This is a genomic window from Tolypothrix sp. PCC 7712, assembly GCF_025860405.1.
GTDB lineage: Bacteria > Cyanobacteriota > Cyanobacteriia > Cyanobacteriales > Nostocaceae > Aulosira > Aulosira diplosiphon.
In genome coordinates this window covers 8458098-8474821 of record NZ_CP063785.1, presented here as the reverse complement: position 1 = coordinate 8474821, position 16724 = coordinate 8458098, and the positions used below count along the sequence as shown (strand labels likewise).

The 16724-nt window shown below is 40.9% G+C and carries 12 protein-coding genes; 7 read left to right on the top strand and 5 right to left on the bottom strand.

Features of this window, described 5'->3' with window-relative positions:
• Positions 1-41: 41 nt before the first annotated feature.
• Entirely contained in the window at positions 42-1034 is a 993-nt protein-coding gene (bioB, locus tag HGR01_RS34510; protein WP_045873292.1) for a biotin synthase BioB, read from the bottom strand.
• Positions 1035-1836: 802 nt separating this feature from the next.
• Between bioB and HGR01_RS34505 the strand changes: the two genes are divergently transcribed.
• On the top strand, positions 1837-2412 hold the full coding sequence (locus HGR01_RS34505) for a GNAT family N-acetyltransferase (RefSeq protein WP_045873291.1): 576 nt from the start codon (positions 1837-1839) through the stop codon (positions 2410-2412).
• A 1031-nt stretch (positions 2413-3443) separates the two neighbouring features.
• Positions 3444-4901: a protein adenylyltransferase SelO gene (locus HGR01_RS34500; protein WP_045873441.1), complete on the top strand. Its 1458-nt coding sequence runs from the start codon at positions 3444-3446 to the stop codon at positions 4899-4901.
• Positions 4902-5087: 186 nt separating this feature from the next.
• Here the strand turns inward: HGR01_RS34500 and HGR01_RS34495 are convergent, their stop codons facing one another.
• The gene (locus HGR01_RS34495; RefSeq protein WP_045873440.1) at positions 5088-6041 is read right to left on the bottom strand and encodes a glycerate kinase; all 954 of its coding nucleotides are present in this window, start codon (positions 6039-6041) and stop codon (positions 5088-5090) included.
• A gap of 80 nt (positions 6042-6121) precedes the next feature.
• The gene (locus tag HGR01_RS34490) at positions 6122-6454 is read right to left on the bottom strand and encodes a DUF565 domain-containing protein (protein WP_071989466.1); all 333 of its coding nucleotides are present in this window, start codon (positions 6452-6454) and stop codon (positions 6122-6124) included.
• A 614-nt stretch (positions 6455-7068) separates the two neighbouring features.
• Here HGR01_RS34490 and HGR01_RS34485 point away from each other — a divergent pair.
• From HGR01_RS34485 to HGR01_RS34475, 3 genes are read left to right on the top strand one after another with little or no spacing between them, the layout of a single operon-like run.
• Positions 7069-7698, top strand: coding sequence for a hypothetical protein (locus HGR01_RS34485; RefSeq protein WP_045873290.1), 630 nt, complete (start codon positions 7069-7071; stop codon positions 7696-7698).
• Between the two features lie 17 nt (positions 7699-7715).
• On the top strand, positions 7716-8003 hold the full coding sequence (locus tag HGR01_RS34480) for a hypothetical protein (RefSeq protein ID WP_096621924.1): 288 nt from the start codon (positions 7716-7718) through the stop codon (positions 8001-8003).
• Between the two features lie 17 nt (positions 8004-8020).
• Complete coding sequence (locus tag HGR01_RS34475; RefSeq protein WP_045873289.1) at positions 8021-9886, top strand: ArnT family glycosyltransferase; 1866 nt, start codon at positions 8021-8023, stop codon at positions 9884-9886.
• A gap of 296 nt (positions 9887-10182) precedes the next feature.
• Here the strand turns inward: HGR01_RS34475 and HGR01_RS34470 are convergent, their stop codons facing one another.
• The gene (locus HGR01_RS34470; protein ID WP_045873288.1) at positions 10183-12780 is read right to left on the bottom strand and encodes a M1 family metallopeptidase; all 2598 of its coding nucleotides are present in this window, start codon (positions 12778-12780) and stop codon (positions 10183-10185) included.
• Positions 12781-13405: 625 nt separating this feature from the next.
• On the opposite strand from HGR01_RS34470, the gene HGR01_RS34465 reads away from it, so the two are divergent.
• Positions 13406-15097 (top strand): DUF3352 domain-containing protein, encoded by a 1692-nt coding sequence (locus HGR01_RS34465; RefSeq protein WP_045873287.1) that lies wholly within the window; start codon positions 13406-13408, stop codon positions 15095-15097.
• A 207-nt stretch (positions 15098-15304) separates the two neighbouring features.
• Complete coding sequence (locus HGR01_RS34460) at positions 15305-15964, top strand: Uma2 family endonuclease (protein ID WP_045873286.1); 660 nt, start codon at positions 15305-15307, stop codon at positions 15962-15964.
• A gap of 238 nt (positions 15965-16202) precedes the next feature.
• Here the strand turns inward: HGR01_RS34460 and mscL are convergent, their stop codons facing one another.
• Positions 16203-16634 (bottom strand): large conductance mechanosensitive channel protein MscL, encoded by a 432-nt coding sequence (mscL, locus tag HGR01_RS34455; RefSeq protein ID WP_045873285.1) that lies wholly within the window; start codon positions 16632-16634, stop codon positions 16203-16205.
• Between the last annotated feature and the right edge of the window lie 90 nt (positions 16635-16724).

Genomic DNA, 16724 nt, shown 5'->3' with positions numbered 1-16724 from the left:
TAGGCATTAATGTTTATTCAGATTGTGCTGTCAGGAAAAAATCAAACCTGAACTTTTATTCGGGCTGGCGGACGCATTTCTAAGCCCAGCAGGTTGAGCATTTCGCGATCGCTATCGTAATCTGGACATGGTGTGGTGACTGTGAGCATTTTGTTGTCATCGCTGGAGAAGATAGAATTAGCTCCAGCCATAAAGCAGAAGGCTTGTTCTACTTCGGAAAGTCTCGCCCTACCAGCGCTAAGACGCACATCTGAAGCTGGCATAATCATACGTGCTGTTGCAATCATCCTGACTACATCCCAGATAGGAACATCAGCCTGATTTTCTAAGGGTGTGCCTGGGACTTGGGAGAGAATGTTAATTGGTACAGATTCGGGATGAGGGCTGAGGTTTGCCAAGGTATGTAACATGGCGATGCGATCGCTGGCAGTTTCACCTAAGCCGAGTATGCCACCAGAACATACGGTAACATTGGTTTGGCGGACATTTTCAATCGTATTCAGGCGATCGTCGTAAGTCCTGGTGGTGATGATGGTGCTGTAATGTTCCCGCGAAGTATCTAAATTATGGTTATAAGCATAGAGTCCTGCTGCTTCTAAGCGCTTGGCTTGATCCGCCGTTAGCATCCCTAAGGTACAACAGACTTCTAAACCCATCGAGGTGACTTCTTGCACCATTTCTAACACTGTTTCAAATTGGGAATTATCCTTTACCTCACGCCAAGCTGCACCCATGCAAACCCGGCTAACACCTGTTTCCTTAGCTTTTTGGGCAATGCTAACTACAGTTTCTTTTTCTAAAAGTGCTTGTGCTTTTACCTCTGTTTTGTAGCGGGAAGATTGGGCGCAATAGTTACAATCTTCGGGACAACCCCCAGTTTTAATAGAGATTAGCTTACAGACTTGAATTTGTTTGGGATTATGATATTGGCGATGTACACTAGCAGCTTGATAAATAAGCTCTAGCAATGGCGTATTATATATCGCCTCAATTTCTGCTTCCTGCCAATCGTAGCGTATTCTTCCCACCGACATCACTTATCCTTAGTTAATAGACTGGATTTACCAAGAGCTGTCTTTTTGTTGAATATCCTAAGATACAGCATTTAGGCGAAGCGATCGCACAAATTTACGTTGCGTATTGTGCTGAAGTTGCGATCGCTTTTTCACCATGCTGTTGTAGATATTAAAAATCAGCTTATCAATTATTCTGCTTGTCCAATAGATTCACAGTCAAAAAAGGATAAAGTGCGTAGGGTGGAATGTCACTTACTTTAGGGAGATTTAGATCCCCGACTTTTTGAAAAAGTCGGGGATCTGGGCAGCAATGTTTACTTAATGTAAGTGCTATTGGTGCGTAGTGGACTGACACGCCAAAAATATTGCATGAAAAAAACTCTTGTGGGATGGGCATCTTGCCCGTCCGGGGCGGACAAGATGTCCACCCCACAAGAAAAATTATTGCAACATTTTAGCCTTGCCACGCCAGTAGGGTGGGTTAGCGGCGAGAGTACAGCACCTTTGGTAACTTAATTAATCCATCAATTTGCGCTTTTCAGCACAAAAGGGTAAGACAGCAAGGCTGACTGCTGGTAAATTGAATTGTGTACAATCTTCCACAGATTTCTGTAACCTAGATTACATTTATCTGTGCAATTTCATGAATTAGGCATCAAGCTGCTGACATCATCAAGATGTTTTAGTTAATAGAGAAAGAAAAATGGTAAATTTAAACCTTTCCCCTTTTTCCCTTGTACTTTTCCCTAGCCACAAGGGATATTCAAACTTCTGCATCTGCAAAATTTCCTGATAAGACTCACGTTAGTTATCTAGTTGTATGAAATCAGAACTACCATTGATAACGAGCGATCGCCTGTTATTAAGAATCGGTATTCAAGAGGATATACCGCAAATTCTCAAATATTTTACTACGAACAAAGATTATCTTACCCCATATTACCCCAAATGGGCTAACGATTTTTTCACAGTCAAATATTGGCAATATCAAGTTGAAGGTAATTTACTAGAATTTATTAATGGACACTCCCTAAAACTATTTATTTATCCCAAAAGCAGCCTTACAGATATTATTGGCACGATTAATTTTACGAATTTTGTCAGAGGTGCAGCTTATTTTTGCTACGTCGGTTATAGCCTCTCAGAAGATGAACAGGGTAAAGGCTATATGACAGAAGCTTTGAAAGCAGCTACTAACTATGTCTTTCAAGAATTAAATATGCACCGCATTATGGCAAATTATATGCCACACAACCAGCGCAGTGGCAATGTCCTCAAAAAGCTGGGTTTTGTTGTTGAAGGGTATGCTAGGGACTATTTATTAATTAATGGGCAATGGCAAGATCATATTATGACTAGTCTGACCAATCCTCACTGGGAAATGCCAAAATCGTAGGAAATGGGTAGAATTATGAGTTCTAGAAAATTTCATAGTAAATCCATACCAGAGACACAGTAGCTCCACAACAGACTGTAATAGTTATTAGTGTTCATACCAAGTTGCTTCAGCAACACCAGGTGAAGGGGGAAGTGGATAACCTGTATCTAATTCCCCACTTTTTTCTTCAGTATTGTTTGGTTAAAGTAAATACTAGGGAACAATCATGATTCTGGAATATTCAATTAGCATCTTGAGGCTGAGGAATCATTGAATTTCTAGAAGTTCCTTAATCATAAAATCCCAGAATCCGTTTTAATTATTGCAAAAATTACATAATCTTTAATCTTCATTGTAGAGTCGGTAATACTTACCATATCTATAGAAATCCGATTTGATTATTGAAAAAATCTAAGTATGTGTAGGGTGCGTTATCACGAAGTGTAACGCACCGTATTCTGGGCTTTGGTGCGTTGCGCTGCGCGACAACACAACGCCAGTTGCTATAACGGAGGGAACCTCCGCAACGCACTGGCTCCCCTACGTGTATTTCAAAAATCAAATATGAGTCCTATAGGTTTTAGCGCTCCATGCTCACTCTACTTATATTTCTTTTACGGCTCTATCTTTAATATAAGCTTTAAAATTATTTGGCAAAATGCCTCTTTGCTTACTGAGAATGCCTTTTTGCCTACTCATTTTCTCTCAATGCTTACTCAAAATGCCTTACTGCTTTCTCATTTTGGTGTTTTCCGCAAGTAAAATGGCGTAATGCTTACTCAAGAAGCTGTAATGAGTTCTCATTGTGGTAAATCACGCACTCATTTTTGTGTTTTCCCTAGGTAAAATGGCATAATGCTTACTCAAAAAGCTGTAATGAGTTCTCATTTGGGTAAATCACTTACTCATTTTGGTGTTTTCCGCAAGTAAAATAGCATACTCATAACTTGGCGGTGAAACCTGTTTAATTGGGACTGCTTGCAGAACTGACGCTGATGCTAGTGCCCAGAGTTAGTATTAAGAGAAGAATTAACAAAGCTTTACTGCTAATGACTCTGGCTGAAACTCCCAACCAAACCAATTCTCGCAATCCTTTTCTTCACCTCAAATACGAACCCGCCTTAGAATCTCTAGGGAACGACTACTACGACGAAGTAGCAGCAGCAGAATTTCCGCAACATATCCTGCGCTGGCGTAATGACGCAGTTTTGCCTAATTTGGGGTTAAATCCCCAAGCTGTCACCGATGAAGACTTTATCAACGCCTTTGGTAAATTTCAAGAACGTCAACCATTGTTGGCGTTGCGTTATCACGGCTATCAATTTGGTGAATATAATTCTGGCTTGGGTGATGGTAGAGGCTTTCTCTACGGACAAGTGCGGGGTATAGATGGCGAATTGTACGATTTTGGCACTAAAGGTTCTGGGAGAACTCCCTACTCTCGTGGTGGCGATGGGATGCTAACACTCAAAGGTGGAGTGCGGGAAGTTTTGGCTGCGGAGGCTTTGCATTCTTTGGGTGTACGCACCTCCCGCTGTTTAACCATGATTGAAACTGGTTTACCTTTGTGGCGGGGTGATGAACCTTCCCCGACTCGTTCATCTGTCATGGTGAGAATGAGCCGTTCTCATATTCGGTTTGGCACTTTTGAGCGATCGCATTACCTACGTCGTCCAGATTTAACCCAAAAATTATTAGACCATGTAATTGAGCAATATTATCACCACTTAGCTGCAGAACCAGATAAATATACTTTATTTTATGCAGAATTAGTTAAAAGAGTTGCGAAACTTGTAGCACAGTGGATGGCGGCTGGTTTTTGCCATGCAGTTTTAAATACTGACAATATGTCAATTACCGGGGAAAGCTTCGACTATGGCCCCTATGCCTTTATTCCAACTTACGATCCCTATTTTACTGCTGCTTATTTTGATTATTATCGACGCTATTGTTATGGACATCAGCCGAGTATTTGTAGATTGAATCTAGAAATGCTCCAAGAACCCTTAAAAGCAATAATTGGTAAAGCTGATTTGGATTCTGGTTTAGCAAAATTTGAAGAATATTATTATGCGGAATATCGCTCGTTAATGTTGAAAAAGTTAGGTTTTGATGAGTTGCAAGTTCCAGAAGTTGATGATTTGTTGGAAATGACAATTGAATTTTTGCAAGCTAGCCAAGTCGGTTATCATCACTTTTTCGCTGAAATTGCCCGGACTTTTTCGATCAACTGGCGTAACGATCCCGCCTTTGTTTTACATGATTCCGATATTTTACCAGCTAACGGAGCATCACCAATTTTTGATAACTGGTGTATTTTGTACCATAAAATTTTAAATAATTTTGCTCCTGAACAAATAGATATAATTGCGGCAACTCTTGCAGTTGCTAATCCGAAAACGGCTTTGTTAAGACCAGTAATTGAATCTATTTGGGAACCAATCGCGCAAGAAGATAATTGGCAACCATTTTATGAATTAATTGAGAAGCTGCAATCAAGACAATAATTATGTGATGGTAAGGTTCCAGTACCTTGAATTGTTGACGGTGCGTTAGGCTAAAGCCATAACGCACCCTACTGGCGTGGCAAGGCTAAAATAGTGCATTAGATTAGAAAAAATTAACCGCAGATGAACGCAGATAAACGCGGATAAAATTGATTTTTAATGCAACATTTAAGGCTTGCCACGCCACTACAAACTATAGATATTACCAAAACTGCGATCGCTATTGATTTCAATTACCAAATCAACCCATTGCGGAGAGTTAACCAAAGGCTTGATGAATAATTCCGGGTGCAGCGATCGCCAAAAATAATGTACAAATTCTTCTATCTGTTGTTCGCTCATTCCCGATTTACCAGATGCAATCATCTTTTGTTCTGCTTGTTTGCGCCATAGTAAGGATGAGCGATAATCAGTAGGGTATAAAACGATTAAACTATCCAACCTCTGCCAAAGCGGAAGATAATTCTCCAACTGACTATTCATATCCCTGGCAAACGTGCGATCTGCATCTGTAAAAATCGGCGCTGGCGCATGATCAAAGGCTTGGGGATCAATTGGTCTTACACCCACAAACCACCCTTCAAAGAGCAAAATATCCACATTTGCGGCGACTTCTGGAGTAGTGCGATCGCCTGCACCATTGTAAGCAGATTTATCAAACCGGGGGATCACAACTGGACTTTGTGATTGGTGAATCTGGTCGAGTAAATTTAAGCCTAGATCAATATCGTGAGTTCCCGGAGGGCCGCGCCAAATTAAACGGGGGTCTTGTTGTGATAGAAGTAAGCGATCGCTATAGGTTTTGTATAAGTCATCCAAAGATAAAGTGACAGTGTGATATCCCAACTCCTGCAGAATCAAAGTTAACGCTTGGGACATAGTAGTTTTACCAGTTCCTTGTACGCCCAAAATTCCTTGAATTAAGGGATGTCCCAACTTTTGACGCTGCGATGCAATGTTAATTGCCAAAGGTAACCATAACTCCCGCAAGGTATGTAACATCACCTCGGGTTCCACTTGCAGCGTGGTTTGGCAAAACTCGTTAAAAGCTGGTTCGATAGATTTGAGTAAATGCGATCGCCTTTGAATCACCTCATCCACATTTTCTGCCGTAATTCCAAAAGAGTTGTCATTTGTCATTTGGTAATTGGTAATTGGTAATTGGTAATTTTCCTTTTCCCCTTTCCCCTTTCCCCAATCCCCAATCCCCAATCCCCTAATCACGATCCCAGCTTGAACGCTTCCAGAAACAGGCTGTAAGTAAAACCAACCTTGAGAAAGTTGAGTGCTTCCACCCATAGCGATCGCCTCAAGAAAAAGTTACCACTGTAGAAGATTCTGCTACTCACTTCGGTTAGTACAACTAAAACCGCTGCTACCCAAATATCCAATTCTGCCTTTTGTCCAGCACTGGTAGAAATTGCCGATCCGAGAAAGAAACCAAACAAAAAACAAATTATTAGTAGCGATAATCGCCGCCAAGGGTTAACAAACCATAACCCTATTTGCCTGGTAGTAGCATCAACTAAATTATTTATACGAGTATTTTGCATAATTGGGACACAAGCCAAAAGTCAAGAAATCATGAAATATTCCTCTTTTAGAGGATATCGGTTTTAGCATAAGCTTGTTTGAGCAGTAATTGAACTATCTAGTGGGCTTTCAGTGTTGATGAAATTTTATACAGGGTGTCATCTGCAGGTAAGTAAAACTTTTCCAAAAATTGTTGAATGTAGGGTTCCACCCCTTAACAATCAGAGTTATCTTAAAATATGTAGTGTGAAATATTAAGAAAAATGAAGTACATTCCACAGAGAAATCTGGGGGTTTGTCACCATAATCTTTGTTACTGTCACTACTTGTAAAACAAAAATTACTGTTTGCGCTTCTCCGAAGAAATCTGCTAGTGATGTATTATATTTTTTGTGCTTTTTCACATTCTCAACAAAAGATGGCCTTGATTAATCAGGCTTACACCTGATTTTTCGTTAGAGAATCAAGGTGATTATTTTTGTCAGTATGTTTCTTGAAAATGCTATTTATGATACATTGCATAACTTGCTTTCAAGAGGCTCTATAGTAGGCAATTACAGTAATTGCCCTTGCGGAGAATAGGCTAGGATTTGGACAAGCCTAAACAAATACTTATTTCTAAATAACTATCAATATGAAAACGTCAGTGTATCGTAACGCTGCTGTTCTAGCTTGTTCTTTGGGACTGTTAGGGTTACTGGTGGGGTGCTTTGGCATGAGTGTTTCTTTTGAAACTACAGATCCAAACTCAACTTCGTCACAACCAAATGAAACGCCTCAACTACCCAGCAATTCTTCTCCATCTTTTGCTCATGAAACCGTTAGCTCAACTAATGTTTCTGCTTCAGTAACTCTACCTGCTGAAGCGGTAGAAAATAGTACTAATAAAGATACTTCTCTATTGGCATATAGTCAAAAATCTTCTGGAAGTATCAAAGCAGGAGAAGGCAAATTGCGGATGAGTAATCAAACCAATCAGCCTGTGCGCCTCGCTTTACTAGCAAGAAAGTCAGCAGCTAAAGGTGCGTCTAAAACTCAGCAAGATATTCCCGCCCATTGGGATTTTGAACCTCAAGAAGGCAGTGAAAAAGGCCTACTCCTATCTCTGCCTAACGGTAACTTAAAACTAGAGAAGGGAGATATTCTCGTAGCCTTTGCCCAAGATGGTTCACGTCGCTACTGGGGGCCTTATGTAGTTGGGGAAACATCTTCACCAGTATGGAATTCTCAAAGCCAGGAATGGCGGCTAGTACTTAGTAAGTAGGGATTGGGGATTGGGGATTGGGGATTGGGGATTGGGGACTGGGGATTGGGGACTGGGGATTGGGGACTGGGGATGAGGAGGATGAGGAGGATGAGGGAGATGAGGGAGCAGAGGAGAATAGCCATTGCTCATTACCCATTACTCATTACTCATTACTCATTACTCATTACCCCATGCCCCATGCCCCATGCCCCATGCCCCATGCCCCATGCCCCATGCCCCATGCCCTATTCCCCATTTCCCAAGAACAAAATCTACCAAGTCAACGACTATTAACAAAGTGCTGTTTGACTGTAGACTTTTGAGCATTGACTGATAACAAATGAACATGAAATTGAGCCTTCCCCACACTGTTGGCCAGTGGTGCAAAAATATACTTACGCGTCCGGCGCTGGCTGTGACTGTATCGGTTCTGTGGTTAATTGTGATTGGTTGGATAGCTTATGGTTGGAATTTAGGCAACATTGGCTTAGTTGATGAAACAGAACCACTGTTTGCCGAGGCTTCCCGTCAAATGTTCATTACAGGAGATTGGATCACTCCCTTCTTTAATGCCCAGACACGCTTTGATAAACCAGCGTTAATTTATTGGTGTCAAGCGATCGCCTATGGCATTTTGGGTGTGAATGAATGGGCGGCGCGCATCCCATCAGCACTGGCGGCGATGGGGACAGTCGCTTTAGCTTTTTACACAGTACATTGGTCGCTAGCGAGAAAAGATGAATTAGAACAAGTATCCCGCCCTGTTCGCCGTTACTTAACGGCTGGGTTGGCTGCAACTGTGATGGCGCTAACTCCAGAAATGATCGCCTGGGGACGTATTGGTGTCTCAGATATGCTGCTGACTGGGTGTATCGCATCAGCTTTGCTATGCTTCTTTTTAGGTTACGCACAGAATTCACAATTCCCCAAGAATAAATGGTACTGGGCTTGTTATGTGCTAGTTGCTGGGGCAATTTTAACTAAAGGCCCGGTAGGAATTGTATTACCAGCGTTAATTATCGGTGCGTTTGTTATCTACCAAGGCAACTTAGTAGAAGTATGGCGGCAAATGCGTCCCCTAGTGGGGTTGCTAATTATTTTAGGATTATCAGTTCCCTGGTATGCGCTAGTGATTTGGCGTAATGGCTGGAATTATATTAATTCTTTCTTTGGTTATCACAATATAGAACGGTTTACAGAAGTAGTTAATGGACATTCAGCACCCTGGTATTTTTACTTTTTAGTAGTGCTATTAGGCTTTGCTCCATACTCAGTCTACTTACCTGCCGCAATGATTCGACTGAAGTTTTGGCAGCGATCGCACTGGCGTTCTCAAGAACGTTCTCAGCAATTAGGTTTATTTGCTTGCATTTGGTTTCTAGCGGTTTTTGGCTTTTTCACCATCGCTGTTACCAAACTTCCTAGCTATGTATTACCGTTAATGCCAGCCGCCGCGATTCTGGTGGCGCTGTTATGGAGTGACTTGATCCCAGAACCCGAAACCGACAATCATAAATCTGTCATCGCCGCCAAATCTTTTGTGTGGAGTAGCTGGATCAATGTCATCTTTTTATCTGCGGTTGCTGCAGCATTATTTCACCTCGCCCAGTTAGTAGGTTACGATCCTGCTGCACCTGAGTTGTATCAGTCGATTCAACAGATGGGTTTACCAGCGATCGGGGGGATGATTTGGCTATTGGTAGCCATCATTATTGCTGCGTTTACCCTAACTCGCCGTTGGCAATGGATTATCACGGCTAACTTATTAGGGTTTGTGATATTTTTTACAGTTGTTTTGATGCCTACTTTGTTTGTCATGGATCAGCAGCGTCAGCAACCTTTACGAGAATTAGCTACAATCGCTGCCCAAGTAGAACAACCAAAAGAAGAATTAATTATGCTGGGTTTCAAAAAACCTAGTGTGGTGTTTTACAGCCATAAAACAGTCAATTACATCTCATCTGCACCGGAAGTTGTAGACTATATTCACAAACAAAATGCTCAACCAGCCAAGCTTAATTCTTTGCTACTGCTAGCGGAAAAAGACAGATTTTTAGCAATGGACTTGGAACCAGAAGAATACAAGCATATTGCTAGTAAAGGTGCTTATTATTTGGTGAGAGTTCCTGTCAAGAAAATTAAAAAACAAAAACTTGATATCTCTTATTCTGTTCCTAATAACACCATTCAAAAACAGCACTTTTGAAGTAAGTGAGGGACATCGTGAGTAATGAGTAATGAGTAATGAGTAATGAGTAGGAAATTTACTTATTACTCATTACTTTTTTCAATTAGTTGCTGTCCCTCATAAACATAGAATCTGTTGTAATACCAAATCCGGCTTCTTTACCCCTTTATCTTCTTACTCCTCTTCTCTTTGTGTTCTTTGTGTCTTCTCTGCGAGACGCTACGCGAATGCGGTTCGATAAAAAAGGGGTTATTTAAGCGGATTTGGTGTAAATCCTTAACCGAGGAGTATTGTGTGGTATTCTACCTGCTAATTTACGATGCAGGACTCTGAGATTTAGCCTCCAAATTTTCTAAGCGGCTTCTCAATTCCTGATTTTGCTGTTTGAGTTGATCAAGTTCCTCGCGCAAAGTCCGCAGCGCATTATCGGTACCAATATTGCTTTGCACTCGCGTAATTTCTTCATCCGCATAGCGACGCACACGTCCATCTGGAGTTTGATCGGCTAGCGATCGCAAAATTCCAATGGCTTTGGGTGTTTCCATTTGTCCTAATGCGGTGACGACTGCGACTTGGGTTAAGAAGAAGCTTTCTTTGGCTAGTTCTCCTAATCTTTCTAAAATTCGTTCTAAATTGACTGGAGTTTGACCGACAGATATTTTACCTAAAGCGCGAATTGTCGCCAAGCGTAAGGCTTGGGGTACGCCAGGTTTGGTATATTCCAGCAACAAGTTTAAAGCTGCTTCAGAGGTTTTGAGTTCTGCTAAACCTGCGATCGCACCACTGCGAACTACTTCATTCCAGCCGCTTCTTTCTTCTAAAACCGACTTGAGAAGTTTCAGTACCTTTTCTTCTCTGGGTTTTTCGTCTAGGTTAACTGAGGCGATCGCGCCAATTGCACGACAAGCTGCTGATTCTACATAGTAACTGCGATCGCCATCTTGAACTAAGCTTTTCAAAGCTTTATAGCTTTCGGTGGTTTTGATTGTAGCTAGCGCATCGACAACCGCACGACGCACATAAGGACTTTTATCTTCTAAACCAACGACTAAACCATCAAAGGCTTGATCCAATTTGATTTCGGCTAGTTGTTTCGCAACTTCAACACGCACACCCCAAAATGGATCGTTTTTTAAAGCCGCAGATAATGTTTTTGTGGCTTCTAAGCTACCTTTTTTCGCTAAAGCTTCAGCTGCATAAATGCGAGAGAGGGGATCGGGATCAAATTCTAACTGTGCTTTTAATTCGGGAATCGGATATTCCAAAGTTACAGTTTTGAGATAATTATTCCCCACATCAAAGCTGATAAATTGTGGTTTAGTTTCTAATGGAAAGTAGAAACTTTGTTCTTTTTCATTTACCCTCACAGTAAAAGTTTTGAGTTGTGGCGAGTCTCCTGATTCGCTATAACCAAACCCGATAGGAATTCTTAGGTCAAATAACTCTTTACTGTTATTATTTTGTGCTTGGGTTTGAGTAACAGTAACTTTTGCTAAATTAGCATCTCCATCCCAAGAGTAAGCTACTTTAAAATCAGGATGACCACCACGATAAACATACTGGTCGAACAGGAAGGTAAGATTTCGTCCTGTAGCTTTTTCAATTGCCCGTAATAAATCTATTGTTTCGACAGTTTTGTGGGCATTATCTTGAACAAATGTGTGAATTGCTGGCCAAAACAATTCTTCGCCTAATTCTGCCCGAATCATGTGATAAACACAAGACCCTTTTTCGTAAATGTGGCGATCATAAAGTTCAATTGCTTCGCGGTAAACGTGAGTTACCATCGGACGGCGGTATCTACCGCTATCTTCGCTAAAGTAACTCCGCGCTTCTAATAATCGATAGTATGCTGCTTCTTGGCTACTATATTCATGTTCTGTCCACATGACTTCAGAATAAGAAGCCATGCCTTCTTTAATCCAAGCATGAGACCAATGTTTAATTACTAGTAAATCACCAAACCATTGGTGTGCTAGTTCGTGAACAACTAAACTTTCGGTATTGCGATTATCTAAAGCAGCGCGTTCATCTAATAAGCAGCGATCGGTTAATAGGGTGGCTGAGGTATTTTCCATCCCACCGAAAATGAAGTCATCAACGCATACTTGGGCATATTTCGGAAAAGGATAGACATAACCATACTTTTCACTTAAAAATTCAATCATGCGGGGGGTTTTGCCCATGCTGCGTTTCGCATCTTCTTCCCTACTTTTTTCTACATAGTAGGTAACAGGTTTACCTTGCCATTCATCACGAATTTCAGCAAAGTCACCAATTGCCAATGTCATTAAGTAAGTAGGATGAATTTGTTGCTGTGACCAATGGTAAATTTTCTCTTTACCATCTTCCTCTGTGCGAATCAGTTCACCATTAGAAATTGCTACCAGAGGTTTAGGAACACGCACCCGAATTTCCGATGTAGAAAGTTGTCCGGGATAGTCAAAACAGGGAAACCAAAAGCGAGAATCTTCGTCTTCTCCTTGTGTCCAAACTTGGGTAGGCTTTTTGGGGTAGTGTTTATCTGGTTGAATAAAGTAAATCCCACGTTGGGGTTTTTCTACTGAGTAGGCGATCGCAATTATTATCCGCTTACCTACTTGAGTGGGGCTAGAAAGTTTAATGACTAACTTTTCACCATCGTAGTCAAACTCTTGCTCTACTTCGTCTACCTGTACGTATTTAATATTCAGGTTGACAGCATCCAACGTCAAACTTTCAATTCCCGTCCGGACGGGTAAAAGACGAATACTACAATTACCAGAGTAACTCTGGTGAGAAATATCCAAACTTAGATCTAAAAAAATATGCTCTACTTGTCCAGGGCGATCGGGATTGTAATGAGGTTTAGCCCCTGGTAACTCAAAAGATCTGTGACCGTTATTTTCTGTATCAAAATAAAAATTGGACATTGATGCTTGTTGACCTTATATCCTGATAAGTCTAGCTGGATGTAGTGAAAAAAATAGTGAAATTGGGTATCTTCCCCAATCAACTCAGCAGTCTGGAAGAACGCTTTTCTGGGTTTAATTACTAATTTATAATTCGTAATTCAGAACATAGCCATAAGCCTAAAACTCTTTAGTCCGCACAGTTTCAGGTGCAGTCTAAATCCTTGTCTGAAACTCTATTACGAATTATCAATTAAGAATTACGAATTTTTCATCTTCCCCTTGTTTCTCCCTTATATGCTTTCCCTGATGTCAGTTGATCTCTTGTACTTCTTGGTATTCAGTCAAGAGTCTCTTCTTGACAGATGCCTCTTAAGCACAAATACCCCCAAGTATTTCTATAACTTAGGATAACTTGCTGCTGTTGACCAAGCTATTTTTTTGAGTTAAACAACATACTATTTACGGATTTGCGTCTCATTATGTTGTAGTAATTCTTGGAGTAAGTTAAAACCCTTAGTGTATAGTAATACTAATTTTGTCAGTAAATACCGCTAAATTAGTACAACTTATTAATAATTCCGAAAACTCTACAATGACGTTTTTACTAGCCTCCATAACAATTGGGGAAACGAGGATCTAATCAATGCCTGAAAGTAAATCAAAGTTTTTAATTCCTACTATTGGTGCAGCTGTAGTGATTACAGGGGGTATAGCTGCCTATATGTATTTTAAGGGAGGCCCTGCAGGCGATAGCGCAGGTGCTTTAGGCAGCGCCAAGGTAGTACCTTCTACAGCCTTAATGGCAACTTACATTACCACCGATCCCCAAGCTTGGGCGAAGTTACAGCAGTTTGGTACCCCCGAAGCACAACAACTAGTTGCCAAAGGTTTAGAGTCATTCAATCAAGATTTGTTAAAAGATACTAACATTTCTTATGAAAACGACATAAAACCTTGGGTGGGTGGTGTGATGATGGCTGTGCTACCACCCGATCCAGTCAAACCCGCCCAATTTACGCCTCCGGCTGGCGCACCCAATAAACCTACCAAGTTACAAGCAGAACCAAAGATGCTGCTGGTAGTGGGAATCAAAGACAAAATCGGCGCTTTAAATTTTGGTAATAAATTAAAAGCCCAAAAAGGTATTAAATTTCAAGAAATTGAATATAAAGGCGAAAAAATTACAGAAGCCACAGATAAAGGCAAACCAACCTATAGCGTAGTTTTAAATAATAGCCAATTACTTTTATCTCCCGAAAAACCAACAATTGAACAGGCAATTGATACCTATAAAGGACAACCTTCCTTTGCCACTAAAGAAGGTGCTAGCAATATTCTGAGCAAAGGTGTAGATGTCAAAAATACCCTGGCACAAATTTATATACCCGACTATGCGGGGATGATCCAACAGTTAGCAGCCGCTAATCCCCAAGGTACACAATTACCTCCCCAAACCCTCAAGCAGTTGCAGCAAGTAAAATCGATGGTGGCGGGTGTGGGTGTTGATGATGGAGGTTTGCGAGTCAAAGCGATCGCTAATTTAGATTCCCAACTCAACAAATTCCAATATCAAAATACTGCTGCCAAAATCGTAGGAGAATTTCCCGCCGAAACCTTTGCTTTAATTAGTGGACAAGGGATCAGCAAGACTTGGACAACTTTAATAGAACAATCCAAAGATTACCCTGAATTTAACCAAGCCGTGGCACAGGTACGCCAACAACTCAAATCAGTCGCCAACTTGGACTTAGATAAAGAAGTTCTCGGCTGGATGGATGGGGAATTTGCTTTGGGTGCGATTCCTGCTAATCAAGGTATTTTAGCTAGCGTGGGTTTTGGTGGAGCATTCTTATTTGATACTAGCGATCGCAAAACAGCCGAAGCTACTCTCAGCAAACTCGATGACTTGATCAAAAAGCAACTAGTCACAGTTGCTCAAAGAACTATCGATGGTAAAAACGTTACTGAATGGCAAGTACCACAACAAGGTGCTTTGTTATCTCATGGCTGGTTAGATCAAGATACCGTATTTATAGCTATAGGTGGCCCAGTTGGCGATGCGATCGCAACTAAGAAAAACCAATCTCTCGATAGTAGCGACACCTTTAAAGCTGTAACTGGTACCTTACAAAAACCCAATGGCGGCTACTTTTACATAGATATGGATAAAACCATGACTGTGGTGAATCGCTTCGCTGCAGCTAAACCCCTACCACCTGAAGCCAACGCCATTCTCACTTCTATTCGTGGTTTGGGTGTGACTGCTACCAGTCCAGATCAATCCACTAGTCAAGTAGAAATGTTATTGGCACTTAAACCGAAAGCTGCAAAATAGGGGAAGGGGGAAAGGGTAATGGGTAATTGGTAATTGGTAATTGGTAATTAGGTGTTTGGTGTTTGTTATTTCCCCTGATCTTCTTGTCCTCTTGTCTCCCTCATCCCAATCCCCAATCCCTAGTCCCCAATCCCCAGTCCCCAGTCCCCAGATCCAATCCCTAACGTTAAAATAAACCCATAAATTGCAAATGCCATAGCCTCAACCATGTCCCTCGCCAAAGAATTAGATGCTACTCAGGACACCCAAGAAGATGTTATTTTTCCGCCAGGTGACTTATATAGCGATGAGCCTCCTTTGGAAACAGAACTGCATCTAGAGCAAATAATTCTCCTACTTAAATGTCTTGAATGGTTGTGGCGAGACAGAACAGATTTCTACGCTGCTGGCAATCTTACTATTTATTACAGCTGGAAAAAACTGAAAACTGAGAGCTTCCGCGGCCCTGATTTTTTTGTTGTCCTCAATACCGAACGCAAAACCCGCAAAAGTTGGGTAGTGTGGGAAGAAGATGGTAAATATCCTAACTTCATTCTCGAAATTCTTTCGGAATCAACAGCGAATACAGACAAAGAATTAAAGAAAAAGATTTATCAAGATACCTTTCGCACCCCTGATTATTTTTGGTTTGATCCATACACACTAGAATTTGCAGGGTTTCATTTAGTAGATGGGCAATATCAACCTCTAGAACCAAATCAGCAAGGACATTTATGGAGCCAGCAGCTTGGTTTATATTTAGGGATTGAACAAGGACTATTAAGACTTTTTACCCCCGCAGGCAAGCTAGTACCAACCCCAGAAGAAACAGCAGAAAAATTAGCTGCTAAACTGCGAGAATTAAATATCGATCCAGAAACAATTTAACTAATAATTTGACACAAAATAGAACTTCTATTTGATTATTTGATTTTTAAAATTAAAGTAGTGGCGTGTCTAGACTAAAATGAGGCATTAGATTGGAAAAAATTAACCGCAGATAAACGCAGATAAACGCGGATAAAATTGATTTTTATTGCAACATTTTAGCCTTGCCACGCCAGTAGGATGCGTTAGCGTCAGCGTAACGCATCTCTTGCTAACCAGTTTTTAGGTAACAGTTAAATCAAAACTGAGGGTTACGAGATTCCAAAGTCTGCGTCAACCGATCTAATGCTCCAGTTAATCTTTCTTGAGCTACAAGATTGGGGTCTGCTGGTGGAGGTTCAGCAGCAATTTCTTCTTTTTTCTTGAATTTTTGTAAAGCTTGAATTACTACAAACAAAACCAAAGCAATAATCACAAAATCAACTATTGAACCGAGAAACTTGCCAATCGCAATTCCTGGGCCAACAGTAATTGTTCTCCAATCTTTACCAGCCACAGCAACTAGAGGATTAATTAATGGCATCACCACATCCTCAACAAATGAGGTGACGATTTTACCAAAAGCTCCACCAATGATAACTGCGATCGCTAAATCAACTACATTGCCTTTGAGCGCAAACTCTTGAAAATCCTTTAAAAAACCGCTGGTTCGTCTTCTTGCTCTTACCATATTTTTTGTTGATACTATCTCAACGTTGGTTATAGTTTTGTAAAAATGGCATCACGTGCCGGAGTAGATAAAACTGATTGTTGTAAATAT